Annotated in this window: 21 protein-coding genes; 11 read left to right on the top strand and 10 right to left on the bottom strand. The window is 71.1% G+C overall.

Annotated elements, in window-relative coordinates:
- Window positions 1-6: 6 nt before the first annotated feature.
- On the bottom strand, window positions 7-999 hold the full coding sequence (locus QIT00_RS19115; protein ID WP_282536511.1) for a multicopper oxidase domain-containing protein: 993 nt from the start codon (window positions 997-999) through the stop codon (window positions 7-9).
- 211 nt (window positions 1000-1210) lie between these two features.
- Between QIT00_RS19115 and QIT00_RS19110 the strand changes: the two genes are divergently transcribed.
- Together QIT00_RS19110 and QIT00_RS19105 are read left to right on the top strand one after the other, a co-directional pair.
- Window positions 1211-3727, top strand: a complete 2517-nt coding sequence (locus tag QIT00_RS19110; protein WP_282536510.1) for a ThuA domain-containing protein — start codon at window positions 1211-1213, stop codon at window positions 3725-3727.
- A 51-nt stretch (window positions 3728-3778) separates the two neighbouring features.
- Window positions 3779-5956 carry an OmpL47-type beta-barrel domain-containing protein gene (locus QIT00_RS19105; protein ID WP_282536603.1) on the top strand — a complete coding sequence of 726 codons (2178 nt, stop codon included), beginning with the start codon at window positions 3779-3781 and terminating at the stop codon, window positions 5954-5956.
- Window positions 5957-5967: 11 nt separating this feature from the next.
- On the opposite strand, the gene ligD is transcribed toward QIT00_RS19105, so the two are convergent.
- The gene (ligD, locus tag QIT00_RS19100) at window positions 5968-7017 is read right to left on the bottom strand and encodes a non-homologous end-joining DNA ligase (RefSeq protein WP_282536509.1); all 1050 of its coding nucleotides are present in this window, start codon (window positions 7015-7017) and stop codon (window positions 5968-5970) included.
- A gap of 74 nt (window positions 7018-7091) precedes the next feature.
- Between ligD and QIT00_RS19095 the strand changes: the two genes are divergently transcribed.
- A complete protein-coding gene (locus QIT00_RS19095) occupies window positions 7092-8180 on the top strand; it encodes an ATP-dependent DNA ligase (protein WP_282536508.1) in 1089 nt (362 codons plus the stop codon).
- A 13-nt stretch (window positions 8181-8193) separates the two neighbouring features.
- Here the strand turns inward: QIT00_RS19095 and QIT00_RS19090 are convergent, their stop codons facing one another.
- Window positions 8194-8949, bottom strand: a complete 756-nt coding sequence (locus QIT00_RS19090) for a 2OG-Fe(II) oxygenase (protein ID WP_282536507.1) — start codon at window positions 8947-8949, stop codon at window positions 8194-8196.
- Window positions 8950-9358: 409 nt separating this feature from the next.
- Between QIT00_RS19090 and QIT00_RS19085 the strand changes: the two genes are divergently transcribed.
- The 4 genes from QIT00_RS19085 to QIT00_RS19070 all read left to right on the top strand — a co-directional run bounded on the left by QIT00_RS19085 (window position 9359) and on the right by QIT00_RS19070 (window position 12726).
- Window positions 9359-10348 carry a DUF3048 domain-containing protein gene (locus tag QIT00_RS19085; protein WP_282536506.1) on the top strand — a complete coding sequence of 330 codons (990 nt, stop codon included), beginning with the start codon at window positions 9359-9361 and terminating at the stop codon, window positions 10346-10348.
- 40 nt (window positions 10349-10388) lie between these two features.
- Complete coding sequence (locus tag QIT00_RS19080) at window positions 10389-10883, top strand: DinB family protein (protein WP_282536505.1); 495 nt, start codon at window positions 10389-10391, stop codon at window positions 10881-10883.
- A gap of 274 nt (window positions 10884-11157) precedes the next feature.
- Entirely contained in the window at window positions 11158-11370 is a 213-nt protein-coding gene (locus QIT00_RS19075; RefSeq protein WP_282536504.1) for a hypothetical protein, read from the top strand.
- Window positions 11371-11418: 48 nt separating this feature from the next.
- Window positions 11419-12726 (top strand): right-handed parallel beta-helix repeat-containing protein, encoded by a 1308-nt coding sequence (locus QIT00_RS19070; RefSeq protein ID WP_282536503.1) that lies wholly within the window; start codon window positions 11419-11421, stop codon window positions 12724-12726.
- A 39-nt stretch (window positions 12727-12765) separates the two neighbouring features.
- Here QIT00_RS19070 and QIT00_RS19065 read toward each other — a convergent pair whose 3' ends face one another.
- On the bottom strand, window positions 12766-13263 hold the full coding sequence (locus QIT00_RS19065) for a hypothetical protein (RefSeq protein WP_282536502.1): 498 nt from the start codon (window positions 13261-13263) through the stop codon (window positions 12766-12768).
- A gap of 373 nt (window positions 13264-13636) precedes the next feature.
- On the opposite strand from QIT00_RS19065, the gene QIT00_RS19060 reads away from it, so the two are divergent.
- Window positions 13637-14764 carry a DUF3048 domain-containing protein gene (locus QIT00_RS19060; protein WP_282536501.1) on the top strand — a complete coding sequence of 376 codons (1128 nt, stop codon included), beginning with the start codon at window positions 13637-13639 and terminating at the stop codon, window positions 14762-14764.
- 40 nt (window positions 14765-14804) lie between these two features.
- Entirely contained in the window at window positions 14805-15614 is an 810-nt protein-coding gene (locus tag QIT00_RS19055; RefSeq protein ID WP_282536500.1) for an N-formylglutamate amidohydrolase, read from the top strand.
- Between the two features lie 36 nt (window positions 15615-15650).
- Here QIT00_RS19055 and QIT00_RS19050 read toward each other — a convergent pair whose 3' ends face one another.
- Window positions 15651-16427, bottom strand: coding sequence for an SDR family NAD(P)-dependent oxidoreductase (locus QIT00_RS19050; protein ID WP_282536499.1), 777 nt, complete (start codon window positions 16425-16427; stop codon window positions 15651-15653).
- 120 nt (window positions 16428-16547) lie between these two features.
- Window positions 16548-17111, bottom strand: coding sequence for a substrate-binding domain-containing protein (locus tag QIT00_RS19045; protein ID WP_282536498.1), 564 nt, complete (start codon window positions 17109-17111; stop codon window positions 16548-16550).
- A 68-nt stretch (window positions 17112-17179) separates the two neighbouring features.
- On the opposite strand from QIT00_RS19045, the gene QIT00_RS19040 reads away from it, so the two are divergent.
- Window positions 17180-17509, top strand: a complete 330-nt coding sequence (locus QIT00_RS19040) for an alpha/beta fold hydrolase (protein WP_282536497.1) — start codon at window positions 17180-17182, stop codon at window positions 17507-17509.
- Between the two features lie 32 nt (window positions 17510-17541).
- On the opposite strand, the gene QIT00_RS19035 is transcribed toward QIT00_RS19040, so the two are convergent.
- The 4 genes from QIT00_RS19035 to drmC form a co-directional block, all read right to left on the bottom strand.
- The gene (locus QIT00_RS19035) at window positions 17542-18438 is read right to left on the bottom strand and encodes a universal stress protein (protein WP_282536496.1); all 897 of its coding nucleotides are present in this window, start codon (window positions 18436-18438) and stop codon (window positions 17542-17544) included.
- A 154-nt stretch (window positions 18439-18592) separates the two neighbouring features.
- Window positions 18593-19639 (bottom strand): methyltransferase, encoded by a 1047-nt coding sequence (locus QIT00_RS19030; RefSeq protein ID WP_282536495.1) that lies wholly within the window; start codon window positions 19637-19639, stop codon window positions 18593-18595.
- 119 nt (window positions 19640-19758) lie between these two features.
- A complete protein-coding gene (locus QIT00_RS19025; protein ID WP_161697346.1) occupies window positions 19759-20124 on the bottom strand; it encodes a PH domain-containing protein in 366 nt (121 codons plus the stop codon).
- A 122-nt stretch (window positions 20125-20246) separates the two neighbouring features.
- A complete protein-coding gene (gene drmC / locus QIT00_RS19020; protein WP_282536494.1) occupies window positions 20247-21440 on the bottom strand; it encodes a DISARM system phospholipase D-like protein DrmC in 1194 nt (397 codons plus the stop codon).
- Window positions 21441-21964: 524 nt separating this feature from the next.
- On the opposite strand from drmC, the gene QIT00_RS19015 reads away from it, so the two are divergent.
- Window positions 21965-24136, top strand: coding sequence for a UvrD-helicase domain-containing protein (locus tag QIT00_RS19015; RefSeq protein ID WP_282536493.1), 2172 nt, complete (start codon window positions 21965-21967; stop codon window positions 24134-24136).
- Window positions 24137-24191 lie beyond the last annotated feature (55 nt).

Genomic DNA, 24191 nt, shown 5'->3' with positions numbered 1-24191 from the left:
GGGCCCCTAGTGCCCCCCGTGCCCCCCACCATGCCCCGGCACCGTCCCGTCCGGCTTCGCCACCAGGAACATGCCCGCCATCCCCATGTCGGAGTGGCTCTGCACATGGCAGTGGTACATCCACGCGCCCGCGCCGACGCCCTCGCCCGCGACGACCTGGTAGCCGAAGGAGTCGGCGGGGCCGGTGATCTTGTTGTCGATGACCTGGCTGGGGTCGTCGGGGCCGGTGAGGATGCCCGTGCGGTTGTCCGCCCAGCGGTGACCGTGCATGTGCCAGGTGTGGTAGTACTCGCCGTGCGTGATCATCAGGATCTCGACGCGGTCGCCCATCGTGGCCTTGAGGTCGGGCCCCTTGGGGAGGTTGTTGATGGTCATGTCGTTGAAGACGATCGTGTACGTCTTGTCCGGCAGGACATCGCCCTCGCGCCGCACGATCAGCCCGCCGTAGAGGCCCTTGCGCAGTCCGCCGGTGCCGTGGTCGGTGCCGACGACGTGGTCGTGGTAGTGCCAGTAGCCCGCGCTGCCCGCCCGCCAGGTGCCGTCCTTGCGGCGGCCCGGGGCGTGCGTGCGCCAGGTGTACGTACGGGACTTGCCGGGCTCGACATGGCTGTTGTTGTGCCGGGTGCCGTCGCTGCCGATCTCGTAGTCCACGCCGTGCGGGTGCAGGCTGACGTCGACGTCGGTGAGGTTCTCCACCTCGATGTGCAGGGTGTCGCCCTCGACCATCTCCAGGAGCGGTCCGGGGATCGAGGCCTTGCCCTTCTCCAGGCCGTAGCCCATCTGTCCGTCGGCGAGGTTCTCGACGTACAGCTTGATGTGCCGGGTCTCGCCCTTCGCCACGGCCTGTTTCGTGCCGGTGGCCCGTTCCGCCGCCTGGGACGCGGAGCCGGGAAGCGCCCCCGACATCGATGTCAGGCCTGCGGCGACCGCGGCCCCTCCGGCGAAGAGGCGCCGGTTGAATCCGCGTCTTCCCAGTTGTCCGCCCAGTGCTTCCCTCATCGCCGAACTCCCCGGGGACGTAACGAGATTGGCGGGTTCCAGGGTTGATTCCCTGGCCCATCGGACGGCCCACACCGTAGCTTCGGGATCTCCGTTTATCCACACTCAGGACAAAGTTTGTGCAATCGCGGTCATAGCTCTTGGCGGACCACGGAAAGAGGTCTAGCTTCCATGGCGCTGTTGCTGTGACCGAAAAGGGGTGGGTGACCACATGCGGAGCGCACCGCGTCAACAACCCGGGGATTCCCACGGGTTGACCCGACGCAGACACAGATCTCGCAGGCTCTGGGCGACCGGAACCGCGGTGGGAGCCCTCACCGCGGGCCTCCTCGCCTCCGGGCCCGCCACCGCGCGGCCGTATCCGGGGCCCGGCGATACGGCCGCGACAACGATGTCGCTGCCGTCGCCGCCGGGCGGGAGCAAAGTGCGGGTGCTGCTCTTCCACGGTTCGGCGAGCGAGGAGACACCGCTGGTCAACGCCGGGATCGAGGCCATCGAGAAGATCGGCCAGTCCGGCCCCGTCGCCCAGCGTTTCAGCGTCACCGCCACCGACGACGGCTCGGTGTTCACCGACGAGCGCCGGCTCGGCCGGTTCAACGCGGTGGTGTTCCTGACCGGCGGCGGCGATGTCCTGGAGCCCGAGCAGGAGTTGGGCCTGGAGGCGTACATGGAGGCCGGCGGCGGCTTCCTCGGCATCCATGACGCGGCCCGCGCCGAGCCGTACTCGGACTGGTTCACCGGTCTGGTCGGCGCCCGCCCCGCGAAGGGCAGCGGCGCCACCGCGCAGCGCGCGACCGTCGAGGTGGGCGACCGGCAGCACCCGGCCACCAAGGAACTCCCGCTGGAGTGGAAGCGCCCCGACAAATGGCTCAACTGGGAGAAGAACCCCTCCGGCGACGTGCACACGGTGGCCCGCGTGCGCGAGGCGACGTACAAGCCGGGTGAGGGCGCCAACGGCCCCGACCACCCGGTGAGTTGGTGCCGCGACTACGACGGCGGGCGGTCCTTCTACACCGGCATGGGCGGCACCGTCGACTCCTACTCCGAGGCGGACTTCCGCACCCATCTGCGGGGCGCCCTGCTGTGGACGACCCGGCTGGTGCGGGCCGACTGCAAGGCCGCGATCAACAGCAACTACAAGGCGGAGCGGGTCACGCAGCCCAACCAGCCGGGGCAGAACGACCAGATCGGTGAGCCGCACGGCCTGGTGACGGCGCAGGACGGGCGGGTGTTCTACATCGGCCGCGGCGGCGCCGACTCCTCGCAGCCCGTGGTGACCGACTGGAACAACCCGGACATCGGCAAGGGCAAGGGCGAGATCCACATCTACGACCCGAAGACCAAGAAGGTCCAACTGGCCGGTGCGCTCACGGTGTTCGGCAACAAGGGCGGCGGCGACGAGCTCGTCAAGAACGAGGAGGGGCTGCTCGGCATCGAGCTCGACCCGAAGTTCGCGGACAACGGCTGGGTGTACCTGCACTACACGCCGCACTCCGAGATCAACCGCGAGACGCACATGGCCGAGCGCCGCGTCTCCCGCTTCACGCTCGACCAGGCGACGGACAAGCTGGACCTGGGCAGCGAGAAGGTGCTGCTCAAGTGGCCGGTGCAGATCCACAGTTGCTGCCACGCGGGCGGCGGCATGGCCTGGGACTCGAAGGACAACCTCTACATCGCGACGGGCGACAACAACTCCAGCCGCTTCAGCGACGGTTACTCCGGCAACAACCCGGAGCCGAACTTCAAGGGCGTCTCGTTCGCGGACGCGCGCCGCACGGCGGGCAACACCAACAACCTCAACGGCAAGATCCTGCGCATCCACCCGGAGCCGGACGGCACGTACACGCTGCCGGAGGGCAACCTCTTCACCGGCGAGGAGGAGGACGAGGGCGGCGGCAAGACGCGCGGCGAGATCTATGTGATGGGCGTGCGCAATCCGGCGCGCATCTCGATCGACAAGGAGACGGACACGCTGTACGCGGGCTGGGTCGGCCCCGACGCCGGTGAGCCGTCGACCACCTGGGGCCCGGCGAAGTACGACACGTTCGCCGCGATCACGGGCCCGGGCAACCACGGCTGGCCGTACTGCATGGGCAACAAGCAGCCGTACCGGGACCGCAACATGCCGGACCCGACGAAGCCGCTCGGCTGGTACGACTGCGACGCCCCGAAGAACGAGTCGCCGAACAACGACGGCCTGGTGAACGTGCCGCCGGTGACGTCCAACACCATCTGGTACTCCCCCGCGGGCGGCGGCCCGGACTTCCCGCGCGACGAGAACGGCGTGCCCTCGTACAAGCCCGAGGAGCAGACGTTCCGCCTGCCGTGGCTGAAGGGCGGCGGGCAGGCCGCGATGAACGGGCCGCTGTACCGGTACGACAAGGACAGCGAGAGCGACGTCAAGTGGCCGGCGTACTGGGACGGCAAGTGGTTCGTCGGTGACTTCTACGACCAGGACCAGCCGCGGCACGCGGTGCTCAACGACCCGAAGACGGTCGGCAAGGGCGGGGTCCCGGTGCACGCCGAGTCGCTGAAGAAGATCGTGCCGATCGGCAACGACGGCATCAAGAACCTCATGGACTGGAAGTTCGCGCCGGACGGTTCGCTGTACGTCCTGGACTACGGCCGCGGCTTCTTCACCTCGGACGCCAAGTCGGCGCTGTGGCGCGTCACTTACGAGGGCGGCGCGGCCACGCCGAGCGCCGACCAGCTGGCCAGGAAGGGCTGACCGGTGAGACACAGACGGAGATTCCTACGGGTTCTGCTCGCCGCGCTCCTGATGGTGCTCGGCCTGACCGCCCCGGCGGCGTACGGCCAGCCGGACCCGGGCACGCGGCCGGTGCAGGACGAGGGCGCGGCCGTGAACCAGGTGCTGACCTGGACGGCCGGTGACCCGATCGACAAGTACCTGTCGGCGCCGACCACGGCGGTGGCGGGCAAGACCACGATCGTCTTCGAGAACAGCGCGGCGACCGGCAACACCACGGGCATGCCGCACACGTTGACGTTCGACGTCTCGGACCCGGAGTACAACAACGACGTTCCGCTGAACATCCTGGCCAACCCCTCCGACGCGGAGGGCGGCAAGCACACCGCCGAGGTGACGCTGACGCCGGGCCGGTACCTGTACCACTGCACGATCCCCGGGCACGGCTCGATGCAGGGCATCCTGACGGTGACCGAGGGCGGCGGCGAGGACACCACCGCCCCGGAGACGTCGGCGAAGGTCGACGGCACGCAGAACGCGGACGGCGCGTACGTCGGGCAGGCCGCGGTGACGGTGTCGGCGGCGGACGAGAGCGGCGGTTCCGGCGTGGAGAAGGTCGAGTACGCGGTCGGGGACTCCGGTGCCTGGCAGCCGTACACGAATCCGGTGGTGGTCGACCAGGTCGGCAGCCACAAGATCCGCTACCGGGCCACGGACAAGGCGGGCAACGTCGCCGCCGAGAAGGCCGTGGAGTTCGCGGTGGTGGCCCCGGACACGGACGACACCACGCCGCCGGAGACCTCGGCGACGGTGACCGGTGAGCAGAACGCGGACGGCGCCTTTGTCGGTATGGCGACGGTCACCGTGGCGGCCTCCGACGCGGGTTCCGGGGTGAACACCGTGCAGTACGCGGTGGGTGACTCCGGCGAGTGGCAGGCGTACGCGGCGCCGGTGATGTTCCACGACCCGGGCACGTACAAGGTGCGCTACCGGGCCACCGACAAGGCGGGCAACGCGGCCGCCGAGAAGGCCGTGGACTTCGTCGTCGTGGCGCCTCCGGCGGAGGACAGGACGCCGCCGGAGACCTCGGCGGAGGTCGACGGAACGGTCAACTCCGATGGCGCGTACGTCGGCAAGGCCACGGTGACGGTCAGCGCGAAGGACGACGACTCGGGCGTGGACAAGGTCGAGTACTCGCTCGACGGCGCGCCGTACGTGGCGTACACCGACCCGCTGGTCGTGGACCGCACCGGACGGCACGAGGTGGCGTACCGGGCGACCGACAAGGCGGGGAACACCTCCGAGGCGCGGAAGGCGGCGTTCACGATCGTCGAGGGCGGGGGCGTGCCCGCGCCGAACTGCCCGGAGTACGACGAGCGTGCGACGGTGTTCGTCGGCTCGGTCGACAGCGGGGTGCCCAACCGGATGACGAAGAGCCGCTGCACGATCAACGAGCTGATCGAGGACGAGAAGGACTGGTCCTCGCAGGCGCTGTTCCTGAAGCACGTGGACAAGGTGCTTGACGCGCTGGTCGAAGAGGGTGTCGTCGACGCCCGCGAGCAGCGCACGATCTACCGCTCCGCGAAGCGGTCCGGCATCGGCAAGCCGGGCCAGACCGAGGGCTACCGCAAGCTGTTCGACGGCTCGGAGGAGTCGTTCGCCAAGTGGCAGCACGTGGGCGGCGGTTCGTTCGGCCTGAACGAGGACGGCTCGATGACCTCGGGCACGACCAAGGCCGGCCTCGGCATGCTGTGGTTCCCGGAGCGGAAGTACGACGACTTCTCGCTGAAGCTGCAGTGGCGGGACGACGCGCCCGGCGACGGCAACGCCAACTCCGGTGTGTTCGTGCGCTTCCCGCAGGTCCACGACCACCCGGAGGAGTCACGTCCGGAGTGGGTCGCCATCAAGTACGGGCACGAGGTGCAGGTCTTCGACCGTCCCGACGGCGACATGTACAAGACCGGTTCGGTGTACGGCTTCGACCGGGTCGGGCTCGCGGGCGCCGGGGTCACGCCCAAGGGCACCTGGAACGACTACGAGATCCGGGTGGTCGACCAGCACTACCAGGTGTTCCGCAACGGCAAGCTGATCAACGAGTTCGACAACAAGGGCGGTCAGGTCTTCGAGCCGCCGCGCGCAGACGACCCGGGCACGGACGGCCGCAGGTACGCCTCCGGCTACCTGGGGCTCCAGGTGCACGGGGTGACGGATGTCGTCTCGTACCGGGACATCCGCGTCAAGGAGCTGTAGTCACCGGGACGTCAGGTGGCTGTGGTCGAGGGCGGCGCCTCCTCCGGGGGCGCCGCCTTCTTGGCTCTGCTCGGCTGGACCCGCTTGGGCTCGCCCGGCATCTTCGGGTATTCGGGCGGGTACGGCAGGTCGCCGAGGCCGTGGTCGCGCTCGTCCTTGTCGGCCAGGTCGAGGAGGGCCCGCAGCGAGTAGCGGTGGTCGTCCATGCCCGCGTGCACGTCGCCCAGTTCGGCGTAGCGCGCGGGCATCGTCATGATGTCGAAGTCCTCGGGGCGGGCCGTGCCGACCTCGTCCCAGCGCAGCGGCGCGGAGACCGGTGCGTGCGGGCGTGGCCGTACCGAGTACGCCGAGGCGATGGTGCGGTCGCGGGCCGTCTGGTTGTAGTCGACGAAGAGGCGCTCGCCGCGCTCCTCCTTCCACCACTTGATCGTCACGTGCTCCGGCATCCGGCGTTCCAGCTCCCGCCCGACCGCGATGGCGGCGCGCCGGACCTGCGTGAAGGTCCAGCGCGGCTCGATCGGTACGAAGACGTGCAGGCCCCGGCCGCCGGAGGTCTTGGGAAAGCCGCGCAGACCGCCGAACTCGTCGAGTACGGAACGGAGTTCATGGGCGGCGCGGACCGCGTCGTCGAAGTCGGTGCCGGGCTGCGGGTCGAGGTCGATGCGCAGTTCGTCGGGGCTGTCGACGTCGTCGCGGCGGACCGGCCAGGGGTGGAAGGTGAGCGTGCCGTACTGCACGGCCCACAGGACGGCCGCCTCCTCGGTGGGGCACATCTCGTCGGCGCTGCGGCCGCTGGGGAAGGTGATGTGGGCAGTGGGGATCCAGTCGGGCATGTTCTTGGGCGCCCGCTTCTGGTAGAACCACTCGCCGGTCACGCCGTCCGGGTAGCGCTGCAGGGTCGTGGGGCGGTTGCGCAGGGCACGCAGGATGCCGGGCGCGACGGCGGCGTAGTACTGGGCGACGTCCAGCTTGGTGTACCCGTGCTCGGGGAAGAAGACCTTGCCCGGGTTGGACAGGCGCACGGTCCGCCCGCCCGCCTCCAGTTCCACCGCTTCGCCCATGCGAGCCACGGTAGGCGTACCGCGCATCCCGCGCACACCGGGCGATACCGGCCGTACGCGCGCAGAATCGATGCATGGATCTGCCGGTGATGCCACCCGTCAAACCGATGCTCGCCAAGTCCGTGAAGAAGATCCCGCCGGACATGCAGTACGAGGCGAAGTGGGACGGATTCCGTGCCCTCGTGTTCCGCGACGGGGACGAGATCGAGCTGGGCAGCCGCACTGGCAAGCCGCTGACCAGGTACTTCCCGGAGCTGGTGGCGGCACTCAAGGACAATCTGCCGGGCCGCTGCGTCGTGGACGGCGAGATCGTCATCGCCCGCGAGGGCCACCTGGACTTCGACGCGCTCACGGAACGCATCCACCCCGCCGAGTCCCGGGTGCGGCTGCTCGCCGAGCGCACCCCGGCCTCGTTCGTCGCGTTCGACCTGCTCGCGCTCGGCGACCGCTCGCTGGTCGACTCGTACCTGGGAGACCGTCGCGCCGAACTCGTCATGGCCCTGGCCGACGCCCGCCCACCGGTCCACGTGGCGCCCGCGACCACCGACCCCGAGCTGGCCGCCGAGTGGTTCCGCAGCTACGAGGGCGCGGGCCTGGACGGCGTGATCGCGAAGCCGCTCGACCTCCGCTACCGGCAGAACGAACGCCTGATGTTCAAGGTCAAGCACGAGCGCACCGCCGATGTGGTCGTCGCCGGCTACCGCTTCCACAAGTCGGGCCCGGTCGTCGGCTCACTCCTCCTCGGCCTGTACGACGACTCGGGCACCCTGCAGCACGTCGGCGTGTGCGCGGCGTTCTCCATGCAGCGGCGCGAGGAGCTGATCGCCGAGCTGGAGCCGCTGCGCCCGGAGTCGGCCGAGGAGCACCCGTGGGCGGCCTGGACCGAGGAGTCCGCGCACGAGTCGGCACGGATGCCGGGGGCGCCGAGCCGCTGGTCCGGCAAGAAGGACCTGTCGTGGGTCCCGCTGCGGCCCGAGCGCGTGCTGGAGGTGGCGTACGACCACATGGAGAACGGGGCCCGCTTCCGGCACACGGCCCAGTTCCGCCGCTGGCGCCCGGACCGCACCCCGCGAAGCTGTACGTACGCACAGCTGGAGGAGCCGGTCTCGTACGACTTGGCGGAGGTGCTCGGGCGGCGCAGGCCGGGCGACAGCTCGCCGTGAACTTTCGTACGGTTCACGCCGCGTCGTGGAAGACCAGGCCGAGGGTGCGTCGCGTACCGGAGCGGACGGTGCTCACCCCGTGCCGGATCTGCCCCGCCGACCAGCCGCGGGCGGAGCGGACGGGGCGTTCCCGGGTCGTGAAGATCAGCCCTCTCCCCTGCTCCAGAACCACCGACGTGCCCCGCGACTGGGCTCGCGGCCGCTGCTCGACCAGCAGGAACTCGCCGCCGGTGTAGTCGATGCCGGGCCGGTCGAGGCCGATGACGACCTGGAGCGGGAAGACCGCGTCGCCGTACAGATCGCGGTGCAGGGCGTTCCAGTCCCCCGGGCCGTACGTGAGCAGGATGGGCGTCGGGCGCCGCTGCCCGGCCGCGTGGCACATCTCCAGCCAGTCGTCGAACCGGTCCGGCCAGGGCGCGGGCCGCCCGAGCCGCGCGGCCCAGTCGCGGGCGATGGGCAGCAGATACGGATAGAGCGCGGCACGCAGCTCGGCGACGGGCTCGGGCAGCGGGTGCCCGAAGTACCGGTACTGGCCGGAACCGAACCGGTGCCGGTTCATGTCGACGGTGGACCGGAACCGCTCGACGTCGTCGTAGAGCCCCGCGATCCCCCGACAGACGTCCGGGGTGAGCAGCGGAGGCGTGGACGCACATCCATACGCGTCGAGCTCACCCCCGATCCCACCCCAGTCGGCAGCGGCTACGCGCTCGGAGGGACTGGTGGCCGCGGTCGCCTTACCGGCGCGAGTGGTGGCCTTGCTGGTACTCATGCGTTCCAGGGTCATGCGGGGGCGGGCGGGACGCTGGCGGGTTTCGGACGGGGAGGTCGCTGGCCCGGGGCGCGGCGAATCCAGCCCCTCCGGCGTTTGAGGAGCGGGGGTCCAGGGGCGGCAGCCCCGGGCGGGGACCTGGAGCTGGGTGCAAGGAGCGGGGGCAAATACAGCCCCTCCGGCGTTTGAGGAGCGGGGGTCCGGGGGCTGGCCCCCGAAGCGGGGTCCAGGGGCGGCAGCCCCGGGCGGGGAGCGGGGGCCGCAGGTCCGCGGGGCTGTCCGCCGAGGACTTCGGGAAGGGGCGGGGTGGGGGAAGAAGAAGCAGGCCACACACCCCGGCCCGCACAGGCCTGACCACCGCCCCCCGCGGGTATGTGTCCGGACACGGGGCGCGGGATGGGGTGGAGACATGGACAGCGGCGTCGACGGTGAGACAGGCAGAGCCACATACCCCGGCAACGGCGAGGCGGGCAGACGTACACCCCCCGGCAGGGGCCTGCAGCGGCGGGCGTTCCTGGTCGGCTCGGCCGGCGTGCTCGCGGGCTGCACGCTGCAACCGCAGGCGGCCGACGACCCGCGACCGCCCGGCGCGGGCGAGAAGGGCTGCCTCCCGCTCGCGGTGAAGGTGGACAACGTCGGCCCCGCCCGCCCCCACACCGGTCTCGACCGCGCGGACGTCGTCCACGTCGAGCAGGTCGAGTCGGGCCTGAGCCGCTTCCTCGCCGTGTACGCCACAGGCCGGCTACCGGAAGCCGTGGGTCCGGTGCGCAGTGCCCGGGAGAGCGACCTGGACCTGCTCGGGCAGTACGGACGCCCGGTGCTCGCCTACTCCGGTGCGCAGTCGAAGCTCCGACCCCTCATCGCCGCCGCGCCGTTGGAACCTCGTACGCCGAGCCAGGCGGAAGGCGCGTTCTACCGGGCCCCCGACCGCCCCGCCCCGCACAACCTGTACGTACGCCCGGCCCGCCTCGATCCGCGGCCCGCCGCCTGCGACCCGGCGTCGTTCGGCTTCCGCGTCGGGCCCCGCCCGCCGGACGGCAAGGACACGCCCCGGCACACGGTGCGGTACCCGGCGGCCCGCTTCGGCTTCGTCTGGTCGGCGGAGGACGAGCGCTGGCGCGTGGAGCTGGACGGCGAGCCCTCGGCGCTCACCCCGTCGACGGTGCTCGTGCAGTACACCCGGATCCGCGACTCCCGCTTCCAGGACCGCTGGGGCAGCGTCTCCCCCTTCACGGAGACCACCGGCTCGGGCCGCGTCCTGCTGCTGCGCAACGGCCGTGCGTACGACGGAAGATGGACCCGTACGGCCAAGGACCGCCCCACGGACTACCGCACGGAGGACGGCCGTCGGCTGTACTGCGCGAAGGGGCAGATCTGGGTGGTGTACGTGAAGGAGTGAGGGGGCGGCGCGGGGGCTGTCCGTGGCGTAGCGTCACGCCATGACACTGCGCGTACCCCCGACCGGGGGCGAGAAGGAGAGCCTGCTCGCGAGCCTGGAACAGCACCGGGACGTCGTCCTCTGGAAGGTGCGGGGGCTGGACGAGGAGCAGTTGCGCCGCCCGCTGACGCCGACCGGTACGAGCCTGCTGACCCTGGTCAAGCACCTCGCGTGTGTGGAGTACGGCTGGCTCTGCACGACCTTCGACCGGCCGACGGAACCGCTGCCCGACGCGTACGGGGGCGAGGACCTGCGGATCATGCCGGGTGAGACCGCCGAGGACGTGATCGCCTTCTACGGACGGGCGCGGGCGGCCGCCAACTCGACTGTCGAGGAGCTGGAGTTGGACGCACTCGGCACGTCCTGGCCCGGGGAGCCGGTGTCGCTGCGCTGGGCGTTGATCCACATGATCGAGGAGACGGCCCGGCACACGGGCCACATGGACATCGTGCGGGAGTTGATCGACGGCGCGGTCGGCGACCATCCCGAGGACTGACCACCCGGGACGGACTCCACAGACCCGACCACCTCGGGCCCGACCAACGCGGGTCGGACCAACGCGGGTCGGACCAACGCGGGTCCGACCACTACGGGCCCGACCACCACAAGCCCGACCACCACAGGTCCGACCACCACAAGCCCGACCACCACAGCACCACGCGCCTGTGTCCAAGCGCGCTCGCCGTTTGTCCATGGCCCGCGACACCGGCCCCCAGTAGCGTGCCCGCACCCCCGCCGGACTCGGCGCCCCCACCGGATCGGAGCGCGTCATGCCCCTGCGCCGTACCGTCACCCTCCCCGTCCCCGTCCCCGTCCCCGTCACCATCACCATCACCATCGCCACCGCGCTCGCCGCCGCCACCGTCGTCGTGGGGACACCGCCCGCCGCCGCTTCGGCGCGGGGTGCGGTGGGGACACCGTTCCACGTCGACTGCGCGCGCGGCGACGACACCGCCGCCGGGACCGCACCGGGCACCGCCTGACGCTCCCTGGAGCGGGCGAGCCGTCAAGTCCTCGGCCCGGGCGACCAGTTGCTGATCCGGCGCGGCACGGAATGCACCGGCGTACTGGCCCCGAAGGGCGCGGGCGCGCAGGGCTCTCCCGCCGTGATCGACGCGTACGGGAAGGGCGCGAAGCCCCGCCTGGAGGGCGCGGGGGCGCGGGCGACCGTGCATCTGGTGAACACCGAGCACTGGCGGATCCGGAACCTGGACGTCTCCAACACCGGCACCCCCACCACCACGGACCGCCGCGCGGGCATCCTCGTACAGGCCACCGACTACGGCGTGGCCGAGGACTTCACGGTGCGCGGCGTGGACGTGCACGACGTCAACGGCGCCGACTTCAAGGATCCGGACCCCTCGGGCGGCATCCTCTTCGCGGTGCGGGGGTCGACGCGGCCGACCCGCTTCGACGGTGTCCGGATCGAGGACTCCACGGTCCGGCACGTGGACCGCACCGGCATCGGGACGTCCTCCACCTGGGGCCGCCGCCCCGAGCACCCCGAAGGCCCGGGCACCAGCTGGGAGGCGATCACCGGCCTGACGATCCGCGGCAACGACGTCCGGGACGTCGGCGGCGACGGCATCGTCGTACAGAACGCGCGCGAGGCGCTGGTGGAGCACAACTACGTGGACGGCTTCAACATGCGCTCGGCCGGCTACAACGCCGGGATCTGGGCCTGGAACTCGGACGACGTGCTGTACCAGTACAACGAGGTCACCGGCGGCCACGGCACCCGTGACTCGATGGCCTTCGACTTCGACGGCGGCAACAACCGCAACGTCTACCGCTACAACTACAGCCACGACAACGAGGGCGGCTTCCTCCTCGTCTGCAACGGCGCGGGCATGACGACCCGCGGCAACCGCTTCCACGACAACGTCAGCATCAACGACCGCAACACCACCGACCCGTACGCGGTGATCTCCGTCGTCTGCAACCCGTCGACCGACACCCGGATCTACCGCAACACGGTCGTCACGGACCGCGCCGACACCGCCCTCGTCTCCAACAACGGGCAGACCGGCACGACGTTCGAGGACAACGTCTTCGTCGGCGCGGCGGGCGCGGGCTCACCCATCGAGGACACGGTCAGCACGTACCGCAACAACCTGTACTGGCACACCGCGCAGCCCCGCGACCCCGAGGCCGTGAACGCCAACCCGCTGCTGCGCTCGGCCGCCCCGCGCACCCCGGACGACCTGCGGCTCCGCCCCGGCTCCCCGGCCCTGGGGGCGGGCTCGGTCACCGAGGACGACGGCACCCGCCACGACTACTTCGGCAACCCGCTCACGGAGACCCGCAACATCGGGGCGGACCAGGGATCCGTCGAGTAGCGCGGGAAGTTCGGGCACCGGCAGCCCGCGCGAGAGCCCTCAACTCCCCCTGTGCGTAGTCGACTTGGTGTCGTGCGAGCGGACCGACGGAGCCTTGTCCGTACTGCCGCGCTCGACCGGGTCGCGGGCCGGCGGGTGGTCGAGGGCGACCTCGGTGGGCTGTGCCGCGGCGACCACGCTCGGGCTGGTGACCGTGACGGCGCCGAGGATCACGAGACCCACGGCCACCGGGGCGAGGGCGCGGCGCGCGCCCGGGCCGGGGCATGGGCCTGGGCCTGGGCCTGGTCGCGGTCGGCCGCGACCGGCCGCTCGCAGCAGGGCCGCGCAGCCGTCGCCCGCGCGGTGCAGGGCGAGTTGGATGAGCGGCGCTCCGGCGGTCGCGGCGACGGCGAAGACCACCGCGCCGGCCGTGGTGCCGTACAGATGCAGTTCCGAGGCGAGTGCCATGCCCGCGGCGGCGGCCAGTCCCGAGCCCACCAGCTGCGGAAGGCTCGTACCCGGCCTGGCGGGCCGGGCGGCGGTGTGCCGTGCTCCCATCGTGCTCCTTCGCACGTCGTTCGGTCCGTCCCCACCGATGCTCGGGGCCACCGGGGCAGATGGCGGGGGCATCTTGTTGGACGCGCGGTGAGAGCCGGTGCCTCGCGCGTGATGGCTGCTGCGCACAGCTTCACGCGTACGGAAAATCTCTCGAAATCCGGTGGAATTCGGTGGAATTCGGTGGAATTCGGTTGCCTCCGGGCACAAGTGCCCGCGCCGCGCGCCCACCGGATCGGGCCGGAAAGGGTGAACGCCCCGCGGACGGTTGGCCGCCCCGGCGATACCCCGTCGCTGCCGTACGGAAGGACTGCGCCAGCCAATCCAGTCCGGAAGCCATGGCGCTCCGGACGCAAGGGACGACGGAGGCGCTGCGATGACAGCGAGATCTGTACCGGCCGACCGCACCACCCGCACCACCCGCACGACGGCTCGCACCGCCGACCGCACCACGCGCACCACGCGCACGACGCGTCGCACCGCCGACCGCACCACACGCGGGACGGAGCGTGCCGCCGGTCGCGTCACCCGTCGCGGCGCGCGCCTGCTCGCGCTCGTCGCGGCCGGTGCGCTCACCCTCGGCGCGGCGGCCGAGGCCGGCTCCCAGAGCCGGGGCTCAGGGGGCAACGGCCGCCCGGCCGCGGGCCCGCCGAGCCAGGTGTCGCCCTTCACCGGCCTGCCCGCCGACCCGGGCCGGGTGCTCGCGGTGAAGTTCGACAACTCGCGCAAGGCCCGCCCCCACCAGGGCCTCGACAACGCCGACCTGGTGTACGTCGAGAAGGTCGAGGGCGGAATGAGCCGCCTGATGGGTGTGTACGCCAGCCGCTTGCCGAGCTCGGTCGGCCCGGTGCGCAGCGCCCGCGAGTCGGACGTCGAGCTGCTGCGGCAGTTCGGCAACCCGGCGCTCGCGTACTCCGGTGTGCGCAGCTCCCTGACCAAGTTTCTGGACCGCTCGCCGGTCCACGTGCGGCCGCACGAGAAGGTGCCCGAGGCCTACTTCCGCAAGCCGGACCGGCCCGCCCCGCACAACCTGTTCGTCGAACCGGAGGCGCTGCTGCGGACGGCGCCCGAGGCCAGCCGTGCCGCCGACATCGGGTTCCGCTTCGGCCCGGCCCCGCAGGGCGGTGTGCCGACGGACAGCCGCACCGTGCGCTACACCGCCGCGAGCCACACCTTCAGCTGGTCGCCGTCGCTGCGCCGCTGGCGGGTGTCGTTCGACGGCGCGCCCGCGATGCAGACCAACGGCCGCCAGATGGCGCCCCGCACGGTCGTGATCCAGCACGTCGCGATGGAGCCGTCCACGTACCGGGACGTCAACGGCGCGGCCACCCCGTACATCAAGACCGTGGGCGAGGGCACGGCGACGGTGCTGCGCGACGGCCGGGCGTACGAGACCCGCTGGAGCCGGCCGCACGCCGACTCGGGCACGACGTTCACGCTCCCCGACGGGCGGCCGATGCCGTTCGCGGAGGGCCAGGTGTGGGTGGTGTACGCCGACCGCTGAAGCCCCCGGGGCGTTCCCGCGCCCTGCCTAGGGTGGGTGCATGGAAGCCCTGGCCGACCCGCCCTTCACGCTGATCCCCGGTGCCGCCGACGCACCCGTCCTGCTGCACGTCCCGCACGCCGCGCGGACCGTGCCGCGGGCGGTGCGCGGCGGCATCGTCCTTGACGACGCGGCGCTCGCCCGGGAGTCGGACCACATCGTCGACGCGCACACCGACATCCTCGCCGCCCGCACCGCCGCCACCGCGCGCCGCACCCCGTGGCAGTTCGTCAACCGGCTCTCGCGGCTCGTCGTCGACCCGGAGCGCTTCCCGGACGAGCGCGAGGAGATGCGCCGGGTAGGCATGGGCGCCGTCTACACCCGCACCACTGGTCAACTCCCCCTCCGCTCCCCGGACTTCGACGACGGTCCGCTGCTCGACCGGTACTTCCACCCGTACGCGCAGGCCATGACGGAAGCCGTACGCGAGCGGCTCGACGCGGCCGGCCGCGCGGTGATCCTGGACGTGCACTCGTACCCCACGCACCGGCTGCCGTACGAACTCCACGGCGATGGCCCCCGGCCGCCCGTCTGTCTGGGCACGGACCCGTTCCACACCCCGCCCGCGCTCCTCGACCGGGCCGAGTCGGCGTTCGCACGCTGCGGCGCGACCGGCCGGAACAGCCCCTTCGCCGGAACCTATGTGCCGCTGGAGTTCTACGGTGTCGAGCCGCGCGTGACGGCCCTGATGGTGGAGATCCGCCGCGATCTGTACATGACCGAGCCGGGCGGCCCTGCGGGACCCGGCCTCGACAGGCTCGCGGACGCGCTCGCCGACCTCGTGGACTCCCTTACGGCGCAGTCGAGTTGAGACGGCCTCCACCCTCCATGGCCGTAGAGGCTCGGGTCACGACGAGTCCTTCATCACCGTCCACCCGCCGTCGACGAGCAGACTGGAGCCGGTGATGTACGAGGCCTCCTCGGCGGCGAGGAACGCGATCGCCGCCGCCACCTCCTCGGGCTCGCCGAGGCGGCCGGCCGCCGTCTGGGCGGCGCTGCGCTCGCGGTCCCCCTGCGACAGGCGGTCCCAGGCACCGGTCAGGATCGGCCCGGGCAGAACGGCATTGACCCGCACCTCCGGGCCGTACTCCACGGCGAGTTGACCGCAGAGCGACACCAGGGCGCCCTTCGTCGCCGCGTACGCGGGGTGGCCCGGGATGCCGGCGTGCGCGTGCACGGACGAGGTGAGGACGACCGCGCCGCGCTGGGCGCGCAGTTCGGGCAGCAGGGTCTTGAAGCCGAGGAACGAGCCGGTGAGGTTGACGGCCAACTGCCGGTTCCAGGACTCCAGTCGCATCTCGTGGGCGCGGGTCACGTCCACGGTGAAGGCGTTGCTGACGAACACCCCGACCGGGCCGAACTCCGCCGCGGACTCGGCGACCCGGCGCCAGTCGTCGGGCTCCGCGACATCGGCCCGCACGAACTCGGCCCGCGCGCCCCGCTCGCGGATCCCGGCGGCGACGTCCCGGCCGCGCTCCGCCGACACGTCCGCGAGCACGACCGCCGCGCCCTCGGCCGCGAGCCGGACCGCGCTCGCGGCCCCGATCCCGGACGCGGCCCCGGTGACGACGGCGACGCGACCACCGAACCTGCGTCCTGCGGTGGGGAGTTCGGCAGAGGTCATGGGATCGACCCTAGTGCGCCGGACCTGAGCGTCGATACTCCTCGGCGGGGGTGGCCGTAGCGGTAGCGGCGGGTGGGCCGCTTCGGCAAACCGAATGGGGCAGCGGCGGCGCGGGCTGACTCACTGACCCGGCCCGGAACCCGGCAGCCAGTCGCGGGCCGGGTCGAACTCCACCCAGCGTCTTCGGCCGCCGACCCGCGCGCACGCGGCCAGCAGCTCGGCAAGGCGGTCCGGCTCACGCCCCTCGGGCCACACCAGGGACCAGGCGTACAGCGGGGTCGGCTCGACCAGCGGCACGAAACGCACACCGGACGGCTCCCCTCCCCCACTCACCGCGTCGGCCGGGAAGAGGGAGAAGCAGCGCGGGTCGTCCCGCACCTGGTCGAGGAACGGCTCCAGGCCCAAGTTGGTTGCCCCGACGCACTGTTCCACACCGAAGCGGCGGGCGAAGCAGGTGAGGAAATCGAGGCGGGCGAGGTCCGCCGGGTACCGCAGCACGCTGTCGCGGAGGTCGGACGGGCGGAGCCGGTCGGCCTGCGCGAGCGGGTGGTCGGCGCTCAGCACAACGTCGACCGGTTCGAGCCGCACGAGCCGCCGGTCGAGCCCGGCGCCCGCTCGGGGGTCGAGCACGGGCACACGGCCGAGCCCCGCGTCGACGTCGCCGCGCCGGACCGCGTCCGCCACGGACGGGGCGTCCCGGCCCGTGCCCGGCTGCCGCCGCGCACGAGCCGCGTATCCGGGCGGCCCTGACGGTGAGCGGCCCGTACCGCCTGCACGCCGACGCGCTGCCGCAGTACGTCACGGAGACCCTGGCCCTGCGCTGCGGCAGCCCGGCGGCGGCGCGGGCGTTCGCCGAGCTGGTCGACCTGCGCGGCACCGCCCGGCGCATCGGCTGTCCCCTGCGGGTCGTCGACGGCGGCCAGGACGTGACACCGGGCGTGGTCGACGGCGAGCCGCTGGCCCAGGAGGCGCCGCACGGTTCGTACGTCGTGGTCCCGCACGGCGACCACCTCCTCGGCAACGCCCGCGCGGACTGGCTCCCGCAGTCGGCCGACTGGCTCCTCGACCGGCTCGCCGCCTAGGGCAACCCGTCTCCCCGGGCCGTTCCCTCGCTCTACGGCACGACCGCGACCGGGCAGTGCGCGTGCAGCAGTACGGCGTTGGCGGCGGAGCCGACGAGGAAGGACTCGGCGGAGAGCCGGCGGCGGTGGCGGCCGACCACCAGCAGCCCGGCGGTCCGCGAGGCGACGACGAGGCGTCCCGCCGCGTCCGCCGGGACGACGAGGCGCGTGACTTCGACGTCCGGCCGGCGCGACACAAACGGTTCGAGCCGCCGCTGCTGCGCCTCGTACAGCTCGGCCTCGATCTGCGGCCGTTCGTCGTCGTGCGCGCCGGTGACGTACGGGCCGACGACCGTGAGCGTGGACAGCGGTACGGAGTACGTGGTCAGGACCTCGAGACGGGCACCCTTGCGGGCGGCCTCCTCGAAGGCGAACTCGACAGCCGCGTCGCCGGTCTCCTCCGGTTCGAGCCCGAGGACGACGGGCGGCGTCCCCTCGGGCAGCCGTACCGACTCGGCCCGCGTGGCGTGCGGCACGACGACGACCGGGCTGCCTGCCCGCGCCGCGCAGGCCCGGCTCACCGAACCGAGCAGCAGGCTGGCGAAGCCGCCACGGCCGCGCGAGCCGACGACGAGCAGCTGTGCCTCGTCGCCGAGCGCGGTCACGGCGGACGGCAGGGCGCCGTCGAGGGTGACGGTGCGGTAGGGCGGCAGGTCGGAGCGGCCTTCGAGAAGTCGGCGCATCTCCTTGAGGACGGGCGTCTCGTCGGGCTCGGGCAGCGGGATCACCGGCATGTCGCCCTGCAGCGGCACGCTCTTCACGTAGTCGGTTCTGACATGCGCGACCACGAGCTCCGCCCCTCGCTCACGGGCGGCGGCCAGCGCCCACTCCAGGGCCTTGACGCTGTGTTCGGATCCATCGACGGCGGTGACGACCGGAAGCGCGTTCATACCTCCATCCTGCGCGGACTCGGCCCGGGTCGGGAGGGCCGAAGGTCCTTCGCGGGCGGGCGTAGGAGGGCGCCGGGGCAGCCGGTTCGGGCGCCCGGTTCGGCGACGCCCGACCACCCCAGCCCGGCTCAGCTACCCGGCCTCGGCTCTGGACTCAGACCGGCTCGGCCTCGATCAGGCAGAACGGATTGGGCGGAGCCAGCGCGGTGACGCTCGTCAGGGACAGCCCGGCCCGCCCGCACAGCTCCGCGAACTCGGCCCGGGTGCGCTCCCGACCGCCCACGTTCACCAGCATGTTGAGGTCGGAGAGATAGATCCGCCCCTGCCCCTGCGGCTCGACCACCTCGGGCAGCACGGGCTCCACGACGAGCACCCGGCCCTCGTACGGCAGCACGGAGCGGATGTGCCGCAGGATCGTCACCGCCTGGTCGTCGGACCAGTCGTGCAGCACGCTCTTGATGAGGTACAGGTCGGCGCCCGCCGGTACCTCCCGGAAGAAGTCCGTGACGACCAGCGCGCACCGTTCGGCGACCCCGTGCCGGGCCAGCGTCCCCGGCGCCTGCGCCAGGCCCTCCGCCGTGTCGAGCAGCATGCCGCGCAGCTCCGGGTGCGCGGCGAGCACGGGCGCGAGGAGCGTGCCGTCCCCGCCACCGACGTCGGCGACGGTCGAGAACCGGCCGAAGTCGTACGCCTCCGGCAGCACGGCCGCCGTTCCTGAAGTGCCCTGGCTCATCGCGGCGTTGAACTCGGCGGACAGTTCCGGGTGTTCCTTGAGATGGCCGAAGAAGTCCTGCCCGAACACGGCGTCGAAGGCGACGTCCCCGGTGCGCACGCTGTCCCCGAGGTGCTCCCAGGCGCGGTACATCACCGGGTCCGTGAACATCCGCACCATGGACGCGAGGGAGTCGGGGCGGCGCGCGTCGAGGAGCAGGCCGACGGGTGTCGCCGCGAACACGTCCGGCTCCCGTTCGACGAGTATCCCGAGCCCGGCCAGGGCACGCAGCAGCCGCGTCATGCCCTGGTGCCCGGTCCCCGCCTCCGCCGCCACCTCGGCCGCCGAGCGCCCCTGGTCGCCGATGAGTTCGACGACCCGGAGCTCGGTCGCGGCGCGCAGCGTCTGGGCGGCCATCGTGCCGAACACGTGCTGCACGATCAGCTCCCGGTCGGCGCCCTCCGGCTTGCGTACGTCGTCGTGAGTCACAGTGATCCCCCTTTAGTCCCTGTAGTCCCTGGACGAAGCCCGGCCGACGCAGGACCGGCCGCGCAAGTTAGGTAAACCTAACTCGCAAAGCCTAACTCGCGATACGCTTGCCGGGCCGGCTAGCGAGCCACGAACTGCGTCAGAATCGCCTGCACTTCGTAGATGTTCACACCCTTGGTGAAGGTCTTCTCGATCGGCGCCGACTCCCCCGACACCCAGATCTTCAACTCCGCGTCCAGGTCGAAGTGCCCGGCCGTCTCGACGGCGAACCGCGTGATGCTCTTGTACGGCACGGAGTGGTACTCGACCTTCTTGCCGGTGATCCCCTGCTTGTCTATGAGCACGAGCCGCCGGTCGGTGAAGAGGATCGTGTCGCGGATCAACACGTAGGCCGCGTAGACCTGCTCACCGTGCCCGAAGAGCCGCGCGTACTCCTGCTGCGCCTTGCCCGGGTCGACGGTGTGCGCGTTGCCGAAGAGTGCCATGTCCTGTACCCCCGTGGGTGGTCGGTGCCGTTGGTCCCTATCTCGAACTGTATCCGTCGGGTTACGCCCCTCCCTCTCGCAGCCCCAGTGGATGGTCACCCGTAGGTGCCAGGCTGCTGTATTCAGCCTCCCCAAGGCCGTAGAACGCCCTGCCGCTGCAGCTCCTCGATGTGCTCGGCCGCACGCTTCGGTGCAGGGCCGCCCCGGACCAGCACACCGGCCTCGATGTTGCGTCGTGCCGCCGACTCCGTCAGGTTGGCGCTGCCCAGGAAGAGCAATTGCCGGTCGGCGACGGCCAGCTTTGCGTGCTGGCGCGATGCCCGGCCTTCCCCCTCAGGACGCGCCCAGTGCCACAGTCGTACGCCCGAAACCCCGGCGAAGGCGGCGCCGGGCTCGTCACCGGCCAGCAGGCCTCGTGCCCCTGCCAGCGTCTCGACCACGATGCCCACGCTCACACCCCGCCGGACAGCCAGCGCCAGCGCCTCCGTGAGGGCGGGGTAGGCGCGGGCAGCGTAGGTCATCGCCAGGAGCTCGAACTGAGCCTCGGCTATGACCTCGGTGAGCACCTGAGCCGTGGCCCGCACTGGAACAGCCGGCGTTGCGGGACCGCCCCAGACCGTGCGGACCTGGACTGCGTCCCGGGCATCCTGGGCCGCGGCGGCATATCCGCGCACGTAGGCTGCAGCCTCACCGAAGGGCACTCCGTCCGTCGCCATCGCGGTGTACAACCGCTCTATGGGGTCGCGGACCGCCGCTGTCGTCAGTTCACTCAGTGCCCGTTCGCGACCGAGATGCCGCGCCAATAGACCGGCAAGGTCCTTGGCCCGAGATGTCGGGAGCCACTCGGTGGTCGGCCGGTACGCATTGCGTTCACCGGCCCGCACCTTGGCGTGCACGGCTACGTTGCGGCCCTTGGCGTGGCTGAGAGTGGCGCGGTAGAGAAGCCTGAGGCGACGTTCTTCGGCGTCCTCGGGGGCGTTGCCCGAGTTGGCGGGGTCGAGGGGGTCGTCGACCGGCGCGAACACCGCAGCCTGGTCGTCGGGGAAGGCGGTGACCTCGATCGACGTCTGAAAGAGCCAATGACCGTCGCGGGCTTCACGGCTGTCCGGCTGTCTGTTGACGAGGGTCAACTCGACGATGCGCAGGTCTTCGGCGTCGGTGTGCCCCGCATGGTGCCGTACCCGCACATCGAGGACCACCCCTTTCCCGTCGAGCGAAACGGTCCGGTCCTGCTCACCGGCCACATCGATATCGACTGGGCGCTTGATCTGCTCACGCGACCATGCCCTGCGCGTCGTGCCACCGTCGGTGGCCACCTCGCTCTGGGTATAGCGGCCCCAGCGGACCGTGGCGCTGAGTGTGCCGACGGAGGCGGGAACCGAGCAGGACAAGCCCATCGAGGACGCCCAGATGTGCCCCACGGCCTGTGGTGTGAGCCGCTCCTGGAGCCCGGTGTCCTCTCCTTCCTGCTCGTCCCCCGAGTCAGTAGCGATCCCGCGGGCCCGAGGAGCCGCTGGTCAGCGTCTCGCTCTCGCCGTCCCAGGGGCCCAGCAGGTCGCGACGGATGTACCCGACGAAGTCCCTCCCGGACGTCGTACGAGTCTGCAGGGCGGAATGTCTGGGGAACCTCGTCGAGAGGGTGCGGGACAGGGGCCTGAGCCGGGCATGCAGAGGTCCTTTCGGACAGTTCCGTGGGATACGAGCGTGAAGCCGGAAGCTGAGCATAGAATATAGACCGTTGACTGAGTTCACACAACGATTGCACCGTGCTTGAGGCTCTTCCCCGGCCTGTCCCTAGGCTGTACGCCGACCGCTCTCTCCACCTCACTCCGAGGACGCCATGCCCCGACTCGCCCTCTCCGACGACTTCGTGACGGATCTCATCGCGCTTCAAAGACCCGTACAAAAAGAGGTCAACGATGCCATCCAGCGATTCCGGTCCCTCACGGTCCCTCAACTCCATGCCAGCAAAGGCATGCACTTGGAGAAGCTCGAGCGGGCGCGTGACCCCCGTATCCGCACCATCCGCATAACCAAGTTCTACCGGGGCGTACTGCTCGCCCCTGACGACGGCAGCGGACTGTTCACGCTGCTGCGCGTCGCGCCGCACGACGAAGCCATCAACTGGGCCTGCAGGCGGGCCTACTCGGTCAACAGCGCGACCGGCGGCCTCGAAGTGCGCAACGTCGAGGCCCTGGAGCAGATGGAGACGTACTTCGAGACGAAGGCCATCACTGCTCCGGCACGGCTCTTCGCCGAGCACTCCGACAGGGTCCTGCGTGACCTCGGCATCGACGACCAGGTCCTCCGGCTCGCCCGAGTCTGTGTCACGTCCGACGACCTGGCAGTCATGGCACCGCCGATGATGCCCGCCGACCAGTACGAAGTGCTCTGGTTTCTGACCCAGGGCGAGTCTGTCGAGGACGTGTGGGAGCAGCTGATCGCTCCTCGCGGACAGACCGTACGCACTGCGGAGGACAGGCCTACGCCGACCCTGTCCGAGGCTGTCCTCAATACGCCCGACCGCATGGTGGAGGTCACGGGGCCCGACGAACTGGAACGCATCCTCACCGCAGACATCGCCCGTTGGCGCGTCTTTCTTCACCCGGCCCAACGCCGCTACGCCTACCATCCGGGCTTCTTCGGGCCGGCACAGGTCACGGGCGGCCCCGGGACCGGGAAGACCGTGGTCGCCCTCCATCGGGTCAGGCACCTGCTGCTCGGCGGAGCCCCCGAGGACCGCGTGCTGCTGACCACGTTCACGAACACGATGGCGGCCGCCCTGCGGGACAGTCTCGCCCTGCTGCTCGGTGACGCCGATGCCCACCTGCTGGACCGGGTCGATGTCACCACCGTGGACTCGCTGGCGGCCCGGGTGATCCGCGAGGCACGCGGCAGCTCGCCCAAGCCGCTGAGTGCGGCGGGCGAGAAAAGCGCCTGGACCCGTGCCATGGCCCGCGAGGACAACTCGTGGTCGGAGAAGTTCCTCTCGCAGGAGTTCCGCAACGTCGTGCTGGCGCAAGGACTGCGCACCCCGGAGGAGTATCTGCGCTGTGTGCGCCGCGGGCGTGGCACGCCGGTCGGACGTGTTCAGCGGGCACGGTTGTGGCGGGTGATGGAGCGATTCACCGCGGACCTCTCCTCGCGTGACGCCGCGACATACACCCAACTCTGCGACCAGGCAGCGCAGTTCCTTGGACGGTCAGGTCCGCGCTACCGCCATGTCGTCGTCGACGAGGCACAGGACCTCCATCCGGCTCAGTGGCGGGTATTGCGTGCGTGCGTGGCCGCGGGGCCGGACGATCTGTTCCTCGTCGGCGATCCGCATCAGCGGATCTACGACTCGCGGGTCTCCCTCACCTCTCTCGGTATTCCGGTCCGTGGCCGCAGTGCTCGGCTGCGACTCAACTACCGCAGCACCGAAGAGATCCTGCGCTGGTCCTCAAACCTCATGGAAAGCCGCGAGGTGCGGCGCCTTGGCGAGGACGACGAGGAGGACGGCGGCCTGGATTCGCTGCACGGCTACCGCTCCGAACTGCACGGCCGCTCCCCCTCGGTGAACGGCTACGACAGCCAACTCGACGAATTGCGCGCGCTCGTGGAACAGATCCGTACTTGGATCGAGCAGGACGGCGTGGCCCCCTCCGAAGTAGCCGTGTGCGCCCGATTCAACACGCTGGTCGACTCGGTCATCTCACGGTTGCGCCGCGAGGGCGTCCCGGCCGTGGCGGTCAAGGACGACCCTGGCCCGGACGTGGCCGGTGTACGGGTGGCCACCATGCACAGCATGAAGGGTCTCGAATTCCGATGTGTCGCCGTCGTCGGGGTGACGTCGAGCGTGCTGCCCTTCGCACCACAGGTGACGCCGGCGGAGGTGGACCCGATCCAGCACCAGACCGATCTTCTGGCCGAACACTGTCTGTTGTTCGTCGCATGTACGCGAGCGCGCGACGCACTCGCCGTGTCCTGGCACGGTGAGCGCAGTCCCCTGCTGGATGTGGTGCTCGGCTGACAGCAACGGGCCGGGGTGTCATCACATCCGTGATGAGACCCCGGCCGTTGTCGAT

Origin of the sequence: Streptomyces luteolus (assembly GCF_029968015.1) — a bacterium.
GTDB classification, from domain to species: domain Bacteria; phylum Actinomycetota; class Actinomycetes; order Streptomycetales; family Streptomycetaceae; genus Streptomyces; species Streptomyces luteolus.
This window is presented reverse-complemented; position numbering and strand designations above follow the sequence as displayed.